The sequence below is a fragment of the Chryseomicrobium imtechense genome, from assembly GCF_041475995.1.
GTDB lineage: Bacteria > Bacillota > Bacilli > Bacillales_A > Planococcaceae > Chryseomicrobium > Chryseomicrobium aureum.
This window is the reverse complement of sequence record NZ_JBGOBM010000002.1, coordinates 1-16470: the sequence shown is the minus strand read 5'-3', so window position 1 is coordinate 16470 and position 16470 is coordinate 1. Positions and strand designations below refer to the sequence as shown.

The window sequence follows — 16470 nt, the reverse complement described above, 5'->3', positions numbered from 1 at the left end:
TCCAAACTAGGAAGTGACTAAAGGGACATACACTTTGAATGTTGTTCCTTTTCCAACTTCACTTTCTACTTCTATTTTTCCATTGTGTGCTTCTACTAAATGTTTGACGATAGCGAGTCCAAGACCTGTTCCCCCGCTATTTCGTGACCGTGCTTTATCCACACGGTAAAACCGCTCAAAAATTCTCGGAAGTTCATCAGGACCCATACCAATCCCTTCATCTTGAATGATCAAAATACCGTATTGCTGGTGTTTGTCACTTCTTAGGGTGATGGCGGTGCCTGGACTTGAGTACGTTATAGCATTACTCACTAGATTGACGACAATTTGTAGCAAACGGTTCTCATCGCCTTTTACAAGCAGTGAGTCATCTCCTTCAATGAGTGGATGAATTTCTTTTGCTTCAGCCGATTGCCTTGTAATCTGGAGAGCTCTCTCAAAGAGAGTCTGTACAGAGACCGCTGTTTTTCGCATTTCAAATTCCTGCTGTTCCATTTTTGAAAGGTCAAGCAAATCATCAATCAACAATTGCAGACGGTCGCTCTCTAGTTTAATGATTTCTAAGAACTCTAGCAAGGTCTCTTCCTTTTGATAAGCGCCGTATAGTAATGTTTCGGTGAATCCTTTAATCGATGTGACCGGTGTTTTGAGTTCATGTGACACGTTCGCCACGAAGTCTTGACGCACTTTTTCAAGGTGTTTCAGTTCGGTGATGTCGTGAATGACGATGACCATGCCCAGCCATTTACCGTACTCTCCGATAACCGGTGCTCCGTAACACTCTGTATACCGAAAACCCTTCGCTGTATTTAAGCGTAATTGTTTTCGTGTTGGCGTTTCTGTCATCAAGAGCTGATAAGCAAATGATTCTAAATCTTTAGGAAGGCCAATGTCTTGATAGTTTTTGGAACGAACTTCTTTGAACTGTAAGCCAAATAACTGGCCAAATGTTTTGTTCATGATGGAAATCGTACCAGATCGACCAAGTACAATAAGACCCGAACCCATTGTCTCAATCAATGTTTTTAGTCGCTCTTGCTCACTTTCACGCTGTTGAGACATCTCTTGAAGATTCCGTGCTAAAACGTTTAGAGAATGGCTAAGTGTAGTGATCCCTGTCAGATCATCTTCAAAAACACGCACTGTGTAATCGCCATCAGCAAGCTGCAGCGCCGTCGTTGAAATATCATCAAATGGCTTAATGTAACGAGCAAGTACTCTACTCGCTACCCATAAAGAGACGAGATAAAACAGTCCAAGAACGACAAACAATACGATATAAAAAATATAAAGGTCTTCACGCTCTACCTGCAATCGCTGGGCGAAAACAATTGGAAAAAGCTGTCCTAAGACGATGCCGAGAGCAGCGAGCATCACGGCATACAGGACAGCAAAGACGAAGAGGAGTCGACTATAAAACGTTCTCATCCTCTTTTCGGCTCCTCAAATTTGTACCCCAATCCACGAATCGTTTTGATGTAGAAAGGTTTGCGACTATTTTCCTCGATTTTTTCACGAATATGACTGACATGAACATCCACAATACGTGTGTCACCTGCAAAATCGTAATTCCAAACCGAACTCAACAGCTGATCACGTGTTAATACGCGGTTTTTATTTTCAACCAAGTACACCAATAGCTCAAATTCTTTTGGCGTAAATTCAAGACTCTCGCCACTTTTCAAAACCTCAAAACGGTCTGGATAAATGACAAGATCGCCAAACTGGTATTTCTTTTCACCTGATGAATCGAAGCCTTCGTTAATACTGGAGCGTCGAAGTAGAGCTTTCACACGTGCAAGTACTTCCCGTGGACTGAATGGTTTCGTCATATAATCATCGGCTCCAAGCTCAAGCCCCAACACTTTATCAAATTCAGCATCTTTCGCTGTTAACATGATGATAGGCACTTGGTTTTTTTGAAGGCGAAGATTTTTGCATATATCCATTCCATCCATATGCGGAAGCATCCAATCCAATAAAATAAGATCCGGATTTTCCTGCTCCGCTTTTTCAAGCCCTTCACGACCATCTAGTGCATTGATGACTTCATAGCCTGCCTCTTTTAAATTGTACGTCAATAACGTTTGAATCGATTGTTCATCTTCAATAACAAGAATTTTAGCCATCGTCTTTTCCCCCTCAGTGATATGAAAACCCCTTTTCAAACCTGAGTATTAGAAATTCTCCATTGATTGTTCCATCATTCGATTTGAAAGTCTTGGCGGAAGCACCTGTAACTCCCCAACAACCACGACTTTTTGTTGCTCATTTTTCGCTTCGACTGCCACAGTAATTTTATTGTTGGCAGCGTCTACTTCTTTCACCTCAAAAATAAATTCAAGCGTATCATAGTGATAGCTTGCATGAGGAAACGAGAGAATTTGTTGGAAGACATGTGAACCAGGACCTGGCATATATTTCGACACAGCGGATGTGACAATACCAGTGAGCATGATCGTTGGCACGACTGGCTTTTCAAATGTGGTTTTCATGGCATAGTCATGTTGTATGTAAAGCGGATTTGCATCATTTGTAAGACCTAAATAAAGTAGTAAATCTTTATCTTCTATTTTTTCAGTGATGACGAGCTTTTCACCGACTGAGATATCTTCTATTTTGCGCCCTAGTTTTCGCTTCTTCCCTAATAACACGGACAATTCCTCCATTCTTCCCTTTGATTCTAGTGTATCAAGAAAGGCAATCTGTCGCTAGTCAAACAAGATGCGACTCCACTCTTCACTCTCACCTACTGAACATGTCGTACAGAATCTACCTTTGCAGCGGTAGGCCACCTTTTTAGTATGATGGCATCCCTCACACACAAACAATTTGAATCCATTGACAACCTTTCCGCACCCTTGAAATTTTTTGATCTCTTTCAAGACCACCGGTCTTATAAGTCTGCGATGCTTTTGAACAAACTTCTCCCAATGACGATTCTGATCAAAGAAAATCTGCTTAAGAATATTTGTCTCCATAAAATCAAAATACCATGAACACTGGGCTCATGGCATCAAAAATTATATACTTTCTTATCTTTTAAAAAACCGGACCCAAAAGGATCCGGTAAAAAGCAATTACATGTTTTTGATTAACTCGTCAGCGAACTCCGAACATTTCACTTCTGTAGCGCCGTCCATTAGACGTGCAAAGTCATATGTTACAACTTTAGAAGAAATTGTTTTCTCCATAGAGTCCATGATTAGTTTCGCAGCTTCTGTCCATCCAAGGTGCTCAAGCATTAATACTCCTGAAAGGATTACTGAAGATGGGTTTACTTTATCAAGACCTGCATATTTCGGAGCAGTTCCGTGAGTTGCTTCGAAGATTGCGTGACCCGTTACATAGTTGATGTTTGCTCCTGGTGCGATTCCGATTCCACCTACTTGTGCAGCAAGTGCATCTGAGATGTAATCTCCGTTCAAGTTCATTGTAGCTACTACATCGAACTCTTTTGGACGAGTTAAGATTTGTTGTAAGAAGATATCAGCAATCGAATCTTTTACTAAGATTTTGCCTGAAGCCAGTGCATCGCTTTGCGCTTTGTCAGCTGCTTCTGTCCCTTGCTCTTCTTTAATTTTATCGTATTGGTTCCAAGTGAATACTTTGTCGCCAAACTCTTGCTCAGCCACTTCATAGCCCCAGTTTTTGAAAGCTCCTTCAGTGAACTTCATGATGTTCCCCTTGTGAACAAGTGTTAATGATTCGCGGCCTTCTTTGATTGCATACTCAAGAGAAGCACGTACTAAACGCTTTGTTCCCTCTTCAGATACAGGTTTGATCCCGATACCAGAAGTTTCAGGGAAGCGGATGTTTTTAACGCCCATTTCACCTTGTAGGAAATCAACAAGTTTTTTCACCTCGTCAGAACCTTTCGCGTACTCGATACCTGCATAGATATCTTCTGTGTTTTCACGGAAGATGACCATGTCTGTATCTTCTGGACGACGAACTGGTGAAGGAACACCATCGAAGTAACGGACTGGACGTACACATGCGTACAGGTCAAGCTCTTGACGAAGTGCTACGTTCAATGAACGAATTCCGCCACCGATTGGTGTAGTAAGAGGTCCTTTGATTGCTAAAAGGTACTCATCAATTGTGTCTAGAGTTGCTTGTGGTAACCACTCACCTGTTTGGTTGAATGCTTTTTCTCCAGCTAAAACTTCTTTCCACTGGATTTTTTTCTCGCCACCGAATGCTTTTTCAACAGAAGCATCTAATACGCGAACTGCTGCGTTCCAGATATCTGGGCCAGTTCCATCACCTTCGATGAATGGAATTACTGGTTCGTTTGGTACGTTAAGTACACCGTTTTCTACTGTAATTTTACCGTTTGTCATTGTAGTAGTCTCCTCCTAAAGGTCATGAGTAAAGGGCTAGACGCATAAAATGCGGTAGCCCTCGTCGTACTGATTAGCGCTCGTCAATCGGTACGTAAGTCTGCATGCCAGGTCCTGTATATTCAGCACGTGGGCGAATTAGACGGTTGTCTGAATATTGCTCTAAGATATGTGCTGTCCAACCAGATACACGGGAAACCGCGAAAATTGGTGTGAACAAATCGTGATCAATATTCAATGAGTGATATACGGAAGCCGAATAGAAGTCCACGTTTGGTGGAAGTTTCTTCTGGCCAGTTACCAACTCTTCAATTTTAACAGACATCTCGTACCATTTCGACTCTCCACGTAAAGCTGTCAATTTCTGTGACATTTCGCGAAGGTGTTTAGCACGAGGATCGCCATTGCGATATACGCGGTGACCAAAGCCCATAATTTTTTCTTTGTTGTCGAGCTTGTTTTGAATATAGCTCTCTACATTTTCAACTGAACCGATTTCAGAAAGCATTTTCATTACTTGTTCGTTTGCTCCGCCGTGAAGTGGCCCTTTTAGTGCACCGATTGCAGCTACAACACCTGAGTACATGTCTGAAAGTGTAGCTACACAAACACGCGCTGTAAATGTAGAAGCGTTTAGCTCGTGGTCAGCGTGAAGAACTAGTGCTTTATCGAACGCTTCGATTTCAATTGCTTCTGGCTCTTTACCAGACAACATGTATAAGAAGTTAGCAGCATATGTTAAGTCTTGACGTGGTTGTACTGGCTCTTCACCTTTACGCACACGTGCAAATGCTGTTACAAGAGTTGGTAACTTTGCTTGTAGTTTGATTGCTTTTAAGTAGTTTGCTTCGTCTGACATATCTTCAGCTGCCTCATCAAAAAGACCAAGCATCGATACTGCCGTACGTAGAGCAGTCATTGGGTGAACAGATTGACTATCATATGTTTTAAAGTGAGCTAACACTTCCGCTGGTACTGCCATATGCTCAGCTAGTTGCTGCTTCAATTCTGCTAATTCATCGTGCTTTGGAAGACGTTTGTGCCATAAAAGGTAGACAACTTCTTCAAAGCTTGCGTTGTTCGTTAAATCATCAATGTCATAGCCTACGTAAGTCAACGTATCGTCAATAATTGAACTGATCGCTGATTGCGTTGCTACAACACCTTCAAGTCCACGTGTGGATGTCATGTGTCTCTCTCCTTTGAATTGTTTCTATGTACCTCTCAACAACCTTACCTTTCGTATTATAGCTAATTATGGCGGGTTTGTGAATGAAAACGCTTGAATTTATAAATAAATAACAATTGTGCGACAGTTCATTCCCTAAATATTTGAAAAGATTGGATGTAATTGATGAGTCCTTCTAGCAAAAAAATACTATTCTTTGGTAGTTCAGTTGTACTCGTTCTTTTTTTCCTACAATTTGTGACACCCGTTTATACTGCTCTTTTTCTAGCCTTTGCTTTATCCCCTATAATGACCTGGGCTAAAGCACATCACAAAAAAAGCCTGACCAGTAAACTGGCCAGACACGATTAACGCACAACAATAATATTCCCTTTACGGATTTTACGTTGGATGAATCGATTGATAGCAGGTCGATACAGTTTTCGAGTTGGCGCTAACAGTAGCGTAATTCCAATGACATCTGTCAAAAAACCTGGTAGCAGCACTAGAACTGCTCCAATACCAATTAATACACCATCCACTACGGTATTGGCAGGATGCTCTCCTCGCTCAATCTGTTTGGGGAGTTCTTTAAAAGCTTGAATTCCTACAGTGCGAACTAAATAAATTCCCACGATTCCTGAAACGAGAATCAGCCCGAGCGTCCATAAGACACCGATCGCCTTACCAACTGTCAGAAAAAGAATGAGTTCGACGATAGGAAAAAGAACAACGGACAATAGAATCCATTTCACGTCATCACGTCCTTAAATAATATGGGCCTGACCGTGATAAATTGCACCAGACTCTGCATCTATTGTAATTTCTTGCTCGTCTTCAATCAAGGAAGTCGCATTCTCTACTCCTACGATTACTGGTTTACCAAGTGTTAAACCTACAACTGCTGCATGGCTTGTTAAACCACCTTCTTCAGCAACGAGGCCTGCACAGTTTTCAATTGCTGGTACCATCTCTTTATCTGTACCGACTGTAACCAAAATTTTGCCCTGCGCTCTTTCAGGATCTGCTATTTCACCAGGTTTAACAACATACGCATTACCGATCGCAGTTGTTTTTCCGATTCCTTGACCTTTAGCAACCATGTCACCTATAACATGGACTTTCATAAGGTTTGTTGTACCAGCTTTTCCGACAGGAACACCAGCAGTGATGATGACCAAATCACCATGTGACACGTAACCATGTTCTAAACTCTCATCAATCGATGTTTCTAAAATTTCATCCGTCGTATGTGCTTTTGCACCAATAATTGGATAGACACCCCACACGAGTGTTAGTTGGCGTGCAGGTCGAGGAGAAGGTGTTACACCGATGATTGGAACACCAGGACGGAATTTTGAAATCATTTTTGCTGTGTGACCACTTTCCGTTGGTGCTAGCACTGCTTTTACATTTAAGTTAAGGGATGTATGCGCAACTGCTTGACCAATTGCATCCGTCATGTTGACACCACGTTTTTTGCTCAGTTTTCCTACAACTGAACGATAATCGACTGCTTTTTCAGTACGTACTGCAATTTTATGCATCGTCTCAACTGATTCTACTGGATACATCCCAGCAGCTGTCTCACCTGAAAGCATGATTGCATCTGTTCCATCTAAAATTGCGTTTGCAACGTCAGAAGCTTCTGCGCGTGTTGGGCGTGGGTTACGTTGCATCGAATCCAACATTTGCGTAGCTGTAATAACCGCTTTCCCAAGTTGATTACATTTTGAAATCAATTTCTTTTGAACAAGAGGCACTTCTTCAGCAGGTATTTCAACGCCTAAATCTCCACGGGCAACCATCAACCCGTCCGATACTTCTAGAATTTTGTCGATGTTGTCGACACCCTCTTGGTTTTCAATCTTTGGTACGATTTGAATATGGCTTCCACCATTTTTCTCAAGTAACTCACGAATTTCTAATACATCCGAATCGCGACGCACGAAAGATGCGGCAATGAAGTCAACGTCTTGTTCGACTCCAAATAAGATGTCTTGTGCATCTTTTTCTGTAATTCCTGGCAATTGTACAGATACACCTGGGACGTTTACACCTTTGTTGTTCTTAAGAGTTCCTGCATTGATAATTGTTGTGTGGATTTTCCCAGCTTCCATGTCGATGGATTCTACGCGAAGTTCAATCAAACCATCATCCAATAAGATAATCGAACCTGGAGTAACATCTTCAATCAACTTATCATACGTAATCGAGAAGACTTCATTGTTCCCAAGAACTTCTGTTGTTGAGATGGCAATCTTTTGTCCTGTTGCCAATTCAATCGCATCATTTTCCATTTTGTGTGTGCGAATTTCAGGCCCTTTTGTGTCGAGTAAAATACCTACAATTTTGTTTAATCGTTTTGATACTTCACGGATGCGCTGAATACGAGCACCATGTTCTTCATGACTTCCATGTGAAAAGTTTAAACGTGCAACGTTCATGCCTGCTAAAATCAACTTTTCTAACATTTCCTCGCTTTCACTGGCTGGTCCAATGGTACATACAATTTTTGTTTTTCTCATGTTTAATTAGCTCCTCGCTTAGATAGATAATTCTTTTGATAGATGATACATGGATAGATCTAAATCATGTTGCCCTTCGAAAGCTTCTTTCATATCATAATCGACCACTTTATTGTGGCGTAAACCGATTGCACGTCCGCCTTTATTTTGTAAGAGCACTTCAACTGCTTTTGCTCCGAACTGGCTGGCCATTACACGATCGCGCGCAGAAGGTGTTCCTCCTCGTTGGATATGTCCAAGAACAGACACACGCGTATCCATCGATGTATACTCTTTAAGTTTTGCAGCAAAATCGTTTCCACTCATCACGCCCTCAGCTACAACAATAATACTATGTTTTTTTCCGCGTTCAGAACCGCTTTCTAAGCGTTTCACTATGGACTCCATCGATTCGTTCACTTCTGGAATCACAATTGTTTCCGCACCTCCAGCAAGTCCTGCCCATACAGCAATATCACCAGCATCACGGCCCATCACTTCAATGATAAACGTGCGCTCATGAGATGTTGCGGTATCACGGATCTTATCGATCGCTTCTACCACTGTATTGAGTGCTGTATCAAATCCTAACGTATAATCCGTACCTGGAATATCATTATCAATAGTGCCTGGAATACCAACACATGGAATACCATGATTTGTTAAAACCATAGAACCTTGATAGGATCCGTCTCCACCAATGATGACTAAACCATCGATTTCATGCTTTTTAATTTGTTCTAGAGCTTTTTGTTGCCCTTCTTTCGTACGGAACTCTGGACAACGTGCGGAATACAGCTTCGTTCCACCACGCTGAATGATATCTCCTACGAAACCAAGGGTCATCGGTTCAATTTTACCTTCAATCAAACCCTGGTAGCCGTTATATATGCCATAAACCTCAAGTCCTTCATAAATCCCTTTTCGAACGACTGCTCGAATAGCTGGATTCATACCAGGTGCATCTCCACCACTTGTTAATACAGCAATTCTCTTCACAAGAAATCCTCCTCGCGTCACCATTTCTTCATTTAGCTTATCATGCAAGATGTCAGATGTCTAAGTTGGGAAACAATGAAAACGCTTTATTTTCAGAATTATTTTCATGGGACAAAAAAACCTTTTCTCGTTTCCGAAAAAAGGTAGGTGTATCTTTAAAACCATGCGATTCTAGGACGAAAATGATCCCATCTTCGCAAATTTTTCGTAGCGTTGCTCCACTAATTGGTGCGCATCTAAAGAAGAGAGTTCGCGTAAAGAAGACACAATTGCCTCTTTTACAAATACAGCTTGTTGCTGCTGATCCTGATGTGCACCACCCCTCACTTCTGGAATGATCTCATCAATGATTCCCATCTCTTGAAGGTCAGCTGCTGTTATCTTCATAGATTCTGCCGCCTTTTGAGCTAAGCTCGCGTCTTTCCAGAGAATAGAAGCGGCTCCTTCGGGGGAAATAACGGAATACGTGCTGTTTTCAAGCATGTGCACGTGATTTGCTACACCTAGTGCTAGCGCTCCTCCACTACCGCCCTCACCGATAATAATACTTACGACTGGAACTGAGAGATCCGCCATTTCAATTAAGTTTCGTGCAATGGCCTCACTTTGCCCACGTTCTTCTGCCGCTTTTCCAGGGTATGCCCCTTTTGTGTCAATCAAACAAAGGATAGGACGGCCAAATTGTTCCGCTTGCTTCATTAAACGCAACGCTTTCCGGTAACCTTCTGGATGTGGCATCCCGAAGTTACGGCGCACATTTTCTTTCGTGTCACGCCCTCGTTGATGTCCGATAATTGTGATCGGGTTGCCATTTAATTTTCCTAAACCGCCTACGATTGCGGCATCATCTCCGTAATTACGATCTCCGTGCAATTCAATGAAATCTTCAATTAAAGCATCAATGTAATCATACGTAGTCGGGCGCTCAGGATGGCGTGCAATTTGGACGCGGTCCCAAGGTTGAAGATTCGAATAGACATCTTCACGGAGTTCGTGCAAGCGCAGTTCTAGCTTTTCAATTTCTTCGGATAAATCCACATCAGCGTCTTCTGTATAGGATTTGAGTTCAGTAATTTTTGCTTGGAGCTTTTCAATCGGTTCTTCAAACGATAATGTTTTTACCATTTGACTACCTCCTTACTGTGCAAGGCTACTAAAGTTGAGAGAGTTTGTTTCAATTGATGGCGATGAACTACAGCATCGAGCTGTCCTTTTTCAAGTAAAAATTCTGCAGTTTGAAAATCTTCCGGTAATTTCTCTCGAACTGTCTGCTCGATTACGCGACGACCTGCGAATCCAATTAATGCTTTTGGTTCAGCTAAGTTAATATCTCCCAGTGAAGCAAAGCTTGCAGAGACACCACCTGTTGTCGGATGCGTCAAAACTGCTACATATAATAAGCCTTCATTTCGGTGACGGTTTAATGCAACGCTTGTTTTGGCCATTTGCATCAGTGAAAGAACGCCCTCTTGCATGCGTGCACCTCCACTTGCTGTAAACAAGATGAACGGTAATTTGTGTTTTGTTGCATATTCAATGGCACGTGTGATTTTTTCACCGACAACAGACCCCATTGAGCCCATGCGGAAAGTTGAATCCATGACACCAAGAACCACCTGTTGGCCTTCCAACTTGCCAGTCCCTGTCCAAACCGCTTCATTTAAACCTGTCTTCTTTTGATCCGACTGAATCTTTTCTGTATAACCTGGGAAGCCTAGTGGATTTGTCGTTTGAAGGTCTGTATCAAATGATTGTTGTCCTTCCTCCTCGAGTAAAAGTGCCACTCGCTGCTTAGCATTTAATGTATAGTGGTGTTCGCAGTGTGGACATACCCATAGATTTGCTTCAATTTCTTTGGTGAATGTATTTTTTTTACATGAAGGACACTTCATCATTATGCCTTCTGGAACATCATTTTTATGTGTTTTTCTTGGGACAGTTGCGTACTTCACTTTATTTTTTGCAAATAGTTCTCGAATCATTCAGTCTCTTCCCCTTTCAAATCACCTTGCCACTGTTCTAGCAACTGATGTGCCTTGGGCCAATCCGTTGTTTCAATGGCTGTCAGGAGCTTCTTCCACACCACTCGGTCTTCATCAGTTAGAGATGTACGTAGTGGATTGCTGCTGTATTCATTAAGTAAAAGCCAAATTTTTAATGCCAATCGATTACCTGAAGCAATGATCAATTCTTTTACTAGCCATTCTTGCTGGATATCATCTGTTGTTTCTAAAGCTTTTTTTAGTCCTACAAGATTTAGTGCATTTTGAGCACTCATTTCAAATAGCGCTTGTTTTTCAAGTGCTTGTCTTGTAGAAAGAATGTCTTCTAAAGACTTGGTATCTTTTAAAATAAATGTCGCAAGGACTTCTACTAATTTATGTTTACGAAAGTCTGCTAAAAAAGTTCCTTCTCCGCGTCTAGTTTCAATTAGTCCAAGTAATTCAAGGCTTCGTAGTGCTTCTCGAACGGTGGACCGGCCTACTTCTAAGCGTTCAGCTAATTCGCGCTCGGACGGAAGTTTCCCTCCGATTGGTATGCGTTGTTGCTCGATGATTTCTCGAAGTTTACGGACAATCTCAGTAAATAGTTTAGGTGAAGCATTCGTCATCTCGTCACCTTTTTCCATTTTTTTGAAAGTGGTCTGACCACTCACATGTAGTAGCATACCGTATTTTTTTCATGCTGACAACAAAAAAACCGCCAAATATCTTGGCGGTTAGACAGATTCTACTGTTGATACGATTAATTGCATTCTTCCGTTTCGTTGGTCAAGCTTTCCTTGTATCTTGTAGACCTGTTGCTCTTTCAGCTGCACATTGACAGCAGCAAATGTCTCTGGGAAAAAGGTGAGGTCAAGTTCATCACGTTCATCTTCTATCACAGCAAAAGCCATTGCTTGACCTTTTTTTGTGCGGATTTTTCGGATTTCCTTAAGGAGTCCTATGACTTTTACCTGCTTTCCAATCTGTTGTCCGATTTCATCTAAAGACTGTAAAGGAGGATGGAGCTTTGACCGAAATTCCTCTACTGGATGTGTTGAAATATAGGTCCCCATCACTTCTTTCTCATACGCAAGTTTATAGACTGTCGGCATTGCTGCACTCTCTGTATATTTGGGTTCTCCAAAAGAGGCAATCGATCCAGACAACAAATCTACTTTATCACTTGGTCGCACAAGTTCCGCATGCATGACAGCTGGATCAAGACTTGCAAGTAGAACAGCTCGATCTTTCCTTAAAAAATCTAGTGCTCCAGCTTTAATAAGTGGCTCAATCGTTTGACGCGTGAAATGCACTGCTGATAAATCAGAAGCGAGTTCAAATAACGATTGCCAAGGCGACTGCCTGAGTTTTCTCACTTCAAGAAGCTGAACTAAAAAGGGTTTTGAAATGCCTTTAATACTGCTTAATCCTATTCGAATTCCGTCACCGTCAACAGTAAATCGTGTTGAACTTTTCCAAAGATCTGGAGGCAGAAGAGGAATCGATCGCCGCTTCATCTCACGGAATAGTGCCAACTGTTTGTCACGATTGCCTGCTGATGAAGTAAGTAACGTAGCATAAAAGATTTTTGGATAATGGGCTTTGATATACGCCATTTGCATCGCAATTAAACTGTAAGCTGTCGCATGGCTTTTTGGGAATCCGTACTCAGAAAAACGTACAATCAATTCATATAAATTTGATGCAACCGATTCATCAACTTGTTGTCGACGTGCCGAATCTACAAATTTCTTTTTCTCGCGCATCAAAACGGCTCGATCTTTTTTACTCACTGCTCGGCGCAGCAAATCCGCTTCGGCATATGTATATCCTGCAACTGCACGTGCAATTTGCATGATTTGCTCTTGATAGACAATGATTCCATAGGTTTCCCGTAAAATCGGCTCAACCGAGGGATGGGGATAGCTCACCTTTTCTTGTCCTTTTTTCCGAGCAGCAAAATTCGGAATAAATGCCATTGGTCCTGGTCGAAACAAGGCATTTACAGCTACAACTTCACGGAATGACTCTGGATTTACAACCGTCAACGCCTTGCGCATTCCAGCGGATTCAAACTGAAATACGCCAAGTGTGTCACCGGATGCTAGAAGCTTTAATGCTCCTTTATCTTCTCGATCAATTTGCTCGGTACGAAAAGAGACGTTCTCAGTTTCTCGTATCCGCGCTGTCATTTGCTCGATCAACGTCAAATTTCGGAGTCCTAAAAAGTCCATCTTCAACAGTCCCGCTGCTTCTACTTCTTTCATTGTCCACTGAGTCAAATACATACCATCTTGATGCTCTTCAATTGGTACAACATCGACAAGTGGTACTGGTGAAATAATGACACCTGCAGCGTGAACAGTAACATTGCGCGGCATCCCTTCAAGCCTTGTTGCCAGGTCAAGCCAGAGCGCATGTTTCTCATCACGGGCTACAAAGGCTTGTAATTCTCTATTTTCTGCAAGCGCTTTTTGCAGGGATGACACTTGAGAAGGAATGGCTTTTGATAAAAAACTTAATGTTTCTTGTGAAAATTCCATCACCCGGGCTACTTCGCGAGCAACTGCTTTTGTTGAGAGTGTTCCAAACGCTAAAATCTGTGCAACGTACTGAGCACCATATTTATCACGCACATAAGCAATCACTTCATCACGGCGATAATCTGTAAAATCCACATCAATATCGGGAAGTGAGACACGCTCTGGATTTAAAAAACGCTCAAACAATAAACCATACTCAAGAGGATCAATACCAGTTATCCCAAGAGCATAGGCAACTAATGAACTTGCAGAAGAACCGCGACCTGGTCCGACAGAGATTCCTTTTGACTTTGCATAGTGAATAAAATCTTGCACGATTAAGAAATAATCACTGTAGCCCATCTTCTCAATGATAGATAGTTCGTAGTCGAGCCGCTCCTGATAAGCCGTAGGTAAATTCCCCATCAATTTCTCTAATCGACCATAGCTCAGTTGGCGCAAGTAGTCCGCAGTATTCGCACCTTCAAGCATAGGGAATTTCGGTAGTAAAGGCGTTTCAGATACCAAGGAATAGGATGAGGAAAACAACTTATAAAATGACTGATCCCATCCTTTTAGATTTGCGAACAATTCTTCCCATTGAGTTGTCGAATAAAGGGAATGAACCTCGGGCTCTGCTACTTCATGCAATTTTTTGCCTTGGTCAAGTGCTTGCAAAAGGCGATAGGCCAATTGGTCGTCTTTGGTCTCAAGCTGCGCAGGAGCGTATGGCATCACAAAAGGATGATTGGACTTTAACTGCGCTATAAATTCTTCGTCCGTTGCTGTTTCAAACGAGATAGCTGGAACAGTAGTGGGAGAATACAATGCGGAGAGTTGTGGGTACACGTGTCGCGTCGTTACAAGTAATGAAACCAATCCTTCAGAATACGCCGTAAACCATTTTTGTGGAACGGCTGGCACATGTCTCGTCTCGATAGCGCTTGAGAGCTTCAGTAAGTTTTTCCACCCTTTTTGTGTGCGCGCGTAACTCACCACTTCCACCCGCTCCCCTTCATTAATTTCCAATTGATAGCGAAGACCAATGATAGGTTGGATATTGCGTTTTACCATTTCAGAGTGAAACGCCTGCACCCCATAAAGGGTTGAATTGGTTAGTGCAGCTAATTTAATAGCATTTTTACTCAGATGGTCCCCTAGACGATCAAGCCGGATCGTACTTTGTAATAGATCCATCGATGTAATGATTTGTGGATAGCAGATCGTCATAGGCCCCTCCTATAAGTGATACATTTCGTTTAAGACATCTTCTACTTCATCCCATTTGTAAATCGTGGCACCAGAGGCTAGTGGGTGACCACCGCCATTGAACTTTTTAGCAATGCCGTTAATCACTGGACCTTTAGAGCGTAAACGAACGCGAATACTGTCAGAATCTTCAATGAAAAACACCCATGCCCGCATGCCTTGAACATCTGCAAGAGCACTCACTAAAAGAGATGCTTCAGATTGACTTACGCCATATTCTTCAAGTAGACGCTTCGATAATTTCACATGCCCGATGCCATTTTTCATCTCAAAATTCTCGTACACGTATCCTTTTAATTTCAATACATTTGGAGACACTTCATACATCTCATTAAATAATTTCGTACGATCGAAATCATAGCCCATTAATTCACCTGCATAGCTCATCGTTTTGAGTGATGTACTAGTGAACATGAATCGACCAGTGTCCCCTACGATTCCTGCATAGAGAAGCCGTGCTGCTTGATCCGGAAGTGTCCAGTCTTCTTGCTGCTCTCCTGTTTTGAATAACGAGTAAATAATTTCGCTAGCTGAACTTGCTTGTGTATCTACATACACGATATCTCCATAGGGATCTTCGTTTGGATGGTGATCAATTTTAATCAAGAATTCCCCTTTTTTATAGCGTTCATCATCGATTCGTTCTGTGTTTGCAGTATCTGTTACGATAATCAAGGCATTTTCAAATGCAGAATCCGGAACAACCATTGGTTTTGCAAGATAATCTAGAGTTAAATCATGTTTGCCTGTTACATAGATCTCTTTTTCTGGGTAGTTGTGCTTGAGTAGCATGTGAAGGCCGATTGAGGAGCCGTACGCATCTGGATCAGGTCGAACGTGGCGGTGAATCACAATTTTAGAATAGTGTTTAATTTTGTCCAGTATTTGACGATGCATATAGTTTCCTCCTGTAGAGTCGTTCCCAAATGTCGCATTTTCATGTAAAAGTCGTTAAACTAGAGAAAGTACGGTTTTGGAGGGAAACGAATGAATTCAATATTAGTAATTGCTATAGTTATCTCTATTGTATGGTATTTCTATTTTAAAACAAGACAATTTCGAACGGATCTTCCAATACGCAAGAAGTGGTATGCAGCTAAAGCAAGTATTTGTTTAGGCGCCTTCGTCTTCTTATTTGGATTAAATTATGTCTTTTTATTTCCAGAAACGTTAACATACGTTATTGCGGGTATCTTTATGGCACTCGGTGGATATATGGCTGTCTTTAATTATAAAGCGTCGAAGCATTATGGGAAGTATGTGCAAGAAGAGTTTGAATTGAATCAGTGAGTGAAGAGGCTGGGACAAAACCTAGACTCTAATTGAAAAAGCGCGCACTGCAGAAAATTCTGCGGTGCGCGCTTTTTGTGTACAAAAATAAGGACAACTTCTGATAGAATTGAGTCACCACAACAAAATCCAAATCGAAAGAAGTGTCCTTATGTTTAAAGATTATAACATGAATCAACTGGTCTTACCCCTAGATATCGAGATGAAATTATCAAAAGATGACATCGCCTTCTCTATCGACCGTCTGGTCGAGAGCATCCCTAATGAAGCATTTCAAGAATTTCGACGTGACAATGGGTGCCCAGCTTATCACCCGAAGATGATGTTGAAGATCATCCTCTGTGCATACACCCAATCTACCTTCTCCGGTCGCAAGATCGAGGA

At 41.8% G+C, this 16470-nt stretch carries 15 protein-coding genes and 1 pseudogene; 2 read left to right on the top strand and 14 right to left on the bottom strand.

The genetic code is table 11. The features are described 5' to 3' along the window. Positions 1-6 precede the first annotated feature (6 nt). The 14 genes and pseudogenes from pnpS to AB5N96_RS01680 all read right to left on the bottom strand — a co-directional run bounded on the left by pnpS (position 7) and on the right by AB5N96_RS01680 (position 15693). Complete coding sequence (gene pnpS / locus AB5N96_RS01745; protein ID WP_204590312.1) at positions 7-1428, bottom strand: two-component system histidine kinase PnpS; 1422 nt, start codon at positions 1426-1428, stop codon at positions 7-9. Beyond that, on the bottom strand, positions 1425-2129 hold the full coding sequence (locus AB5N96_RS01740; protein ID WP_204590311.1) for a response regulator transcription factor: 705 nt from the start codon (positions 2127-2129) through the stop codon (positions 1425-1427). Before AB5N96_RS01740 ends, pnpS begins: the two co-directional genes overlap by 4 nt. 48 nt (positions 2130-2177) lie before the next feature. Further along, positions 2178-2654 (bottom strand): MaoC/PaaZ C-terminal domain-containing protein, encoded by a 477-nt coding sequence (locus tag AB5N96_RS01735; protein WP_204590310.1) that lies wholly within the window; start codon positions 2652-2654, stop codon positions 2178-2180. Between the two features lie 66 nt (positions 2655-2720). Next, a pseudogene (locus AB5N96_RS01730) lies at positions 2721-2981 on the bottom strand (transposase zinc-binding domain-containing protein); the annotation flags it as partial. Between the two features lie 99 nt (positions 2982-3080). After that, positions 3081-4346: an NADP-dependent isocitrate dehydrogenase gene (gene icd, locus AB5N96_RS01725; protein ID WP_204590309.1), complete on the bottom strand. Its 1266-nt coding sequence runs from the start codon at positions 4344-4346 to the stop codon at positions 3081-3083. Positions 4347-4419: 73 nt separating this feature from the next. Then, the gene (gene citZ / locus AB5N96_RS01720; RefSeq protein WP_204590308.1) at positions 4420-5535 is read right to left on the bottom strand and encodes a citrate synthase; all 1116 of its coding nucleotides are present in this window, start codon (positions 5533-5535) and stop codon (positions 4420-4422) included. A gap of 347 nt (positions 5536-5882) precedes the next feature. Continuing rightward, positions 5883-6269: an FxsA family protein gene (locus AB5N96_RS01715; protein ID WP_204590307.1), complete on the bottom strand. Its 387-nt coding sequence runs from the start codon at positions 6267-6269 to the stop codon at positions 5883-5885. A gap of 12 nt (positions 6270-6281) precedes the next feature. Further along, on the bottom strand, positions 6282-8042 hold the full coding sequence (gene pyk, locus AB5N96_RS01710) for a pyruvate kinase (RefSeq protein WP_204590306.1): 1761 nt from the start codon (positions 8040-8042) through the stop codon (positions 6282-6284). A gap of 18 nt (positions 8043-8060) precedes the next feature. After that, positions 8061-9020: a 6-phosphofructokinase gene (gene pfkA, locus AB5N96_RS01705; protein ID WP_392454048.1), complete on the bottom strand. Its 960-nt coding sequence runs from the start codon at positions 9018-9020 to the stop codon at positions 8061-8063. A gap of 171 nt (positions 9021-9191) precedes the next feature. Continuing rightward, complete coding sequence (gene accA, locus AB5N96_RS01700; RefSeq protein WP_499704484.1) at positions 9192-10145, bottom strand: acetyl-CoA carboxylase carboxyl transferase subunit alpha; 954 nt, start codon at positions 10143-10145, stop codon at positions 9192-9194. Then, positions 10139-11002, bottom strand: a complete 864-nt coding sequence (gene accD / locus AB5N96_RS01695; RefSeq protein WP_204590303.1) for an acetyl-CoA carboxylase, carboxyltransferase subunit beta — start codon at positions 11000-11002, stop codon at positions 10139-10141. Before accD ends, accA begins: the two co-directional genes overlap by 7 nt. After that, positions 10999-11631 (bottom strand): FadR/GntR family transcriptional regulator, encoded by a 633-nt coding sequence (locus AB5N96_RS01690; protein ID WP_499704483.1) that lies wholly within the window; start codon positions 11629-11631, stop codon positions 10999-11001. Before AB5N96_RS01690 ends, accD begins: the two co-directional genes overlap by 4 nt. A gap of 108 nt (positions 11632-11739) precedes the next feature. Next, positions 11740-14757 (bottom strand): DNA polymerase III subunit alpha, encoded by a 3018-nt coding sequence (locus tag AB5N96_RS01685; protein WP_499704482.1) that lies wholly within the window; start codon positions 14755-14757, stop codon positions 11740-11742. 9 nt (positions 14758-14766) lie between these two features. Then, the gene (locus tag AB5N96_RS01680; RefSeq protein WP_499704481.1) at positions 14767-15693 is read right to left on the bottom strand and encodes a DHH family phosphoesterase; all 927 of its coding nucleotides are present in this window, start codon (positions 15691-15693) and stop codon (positions 14767-14769) included. Between the two features lie 90 nt (positions 15694-15783). Between AB5N96_RS01680 and AB5N96_RS01675 the strand changes: the two genes are divergently transcribed. Together AB5N96_RS01675 and AB5N96_RS01670 are read left to right on the top strand one after the other, a co-directional pair. Beyond that, positions 15784-16086, top strand: a complete 303-nt coding sequence (locus AB5N96_RS01675) for a YtpI family protein (protein WP_499704480.1) — start codon at positions 15784-15786, stop codon at positions 16084-16086. Positions 16087-16237: 151 nt separating this feature from the next. Further along, the coding region (locus AB5N96_RS01670; RefSeq protein WP_499704479.1) for a transposase at positions 16238-16470 on the top strand (233 nt) is incomplete at its 3' end.

Bases quoted from the DNA above. Each gene is read 5' to 3' on its own strand.
- citZ (WP_204590308.1), bottom strand. From the start codon at position 5,535: ATGACATCCACACGTGGACTTGAAGGTGTTGTAGCAACGCAATCAGCG.
- AB5N96_RS01690 (WP_499704483.1), bottom strand. From the start codon at position 11,631: ATGACGAATGCTTCACCTAAACTATTTACTGAGATTGTCCGTAAACTT.
- accD (WP_204590303.1), bottom strand. From the start codon at position 11,002: ATGATTCGAGAACTATTTGCAAAAAATAAAGTGAAGTACGCAACTGTC.
- accA (WP_499704484.1), bottom strand. From the start codon at position 10,145: ATGGTAAAAACATTATCGTTTGAAGAACCGATTGAAAAGCTCCAAGCA.
- pyk (WP_204590306.1), bottom strand. From the start codon at position 8,042: ATGAGAAAAACAAAAATTGTATGTACCATTGGACCAGCCAGTGAAAGC.
- icd (WP_204590309.1), bottom strand. From the start codon at position 4,346: ATGACAAACGGTAAAATTACAGTAGAAAACGGTGTACTTAACGTACCA.
- AB5N96_RS01685 (WP_499704482.1), bottom strand. From the start codon at position 14,757: ATGACGATCTGCTATCCACAAATCATTACATCGATGGATCTATTACAA.
- AB5N96_RS01740 (WP_204590311.1), bottom strand. From the start codon at position 2,129: ATGGCTAAAATTCTTGTTATTGAAGATGAACAATCGATTCAAACGTTA.
- pnpS (WP_204590312.1), bottom strand. From the start codon at position 1,428: ATGAGAACGTTTTATAGTCGACTCCTCTTCGTCTTTGCTGTCCTGTAT.
- AB5N96_RS01680 (WP_499704481.1), bottom strand. From the start codon at position 15,693: ATGCATCGTCAAATACTGGACAAAATTAAACACTATTCTAAAATTGTG.
- AB5N96_RS01675 (WP_499704480.1), top strand. From the start codon at position 15,784: ATGAATTCAATATTAGTAATTGCTATAGTTATCTCTATTGTATGGTAT.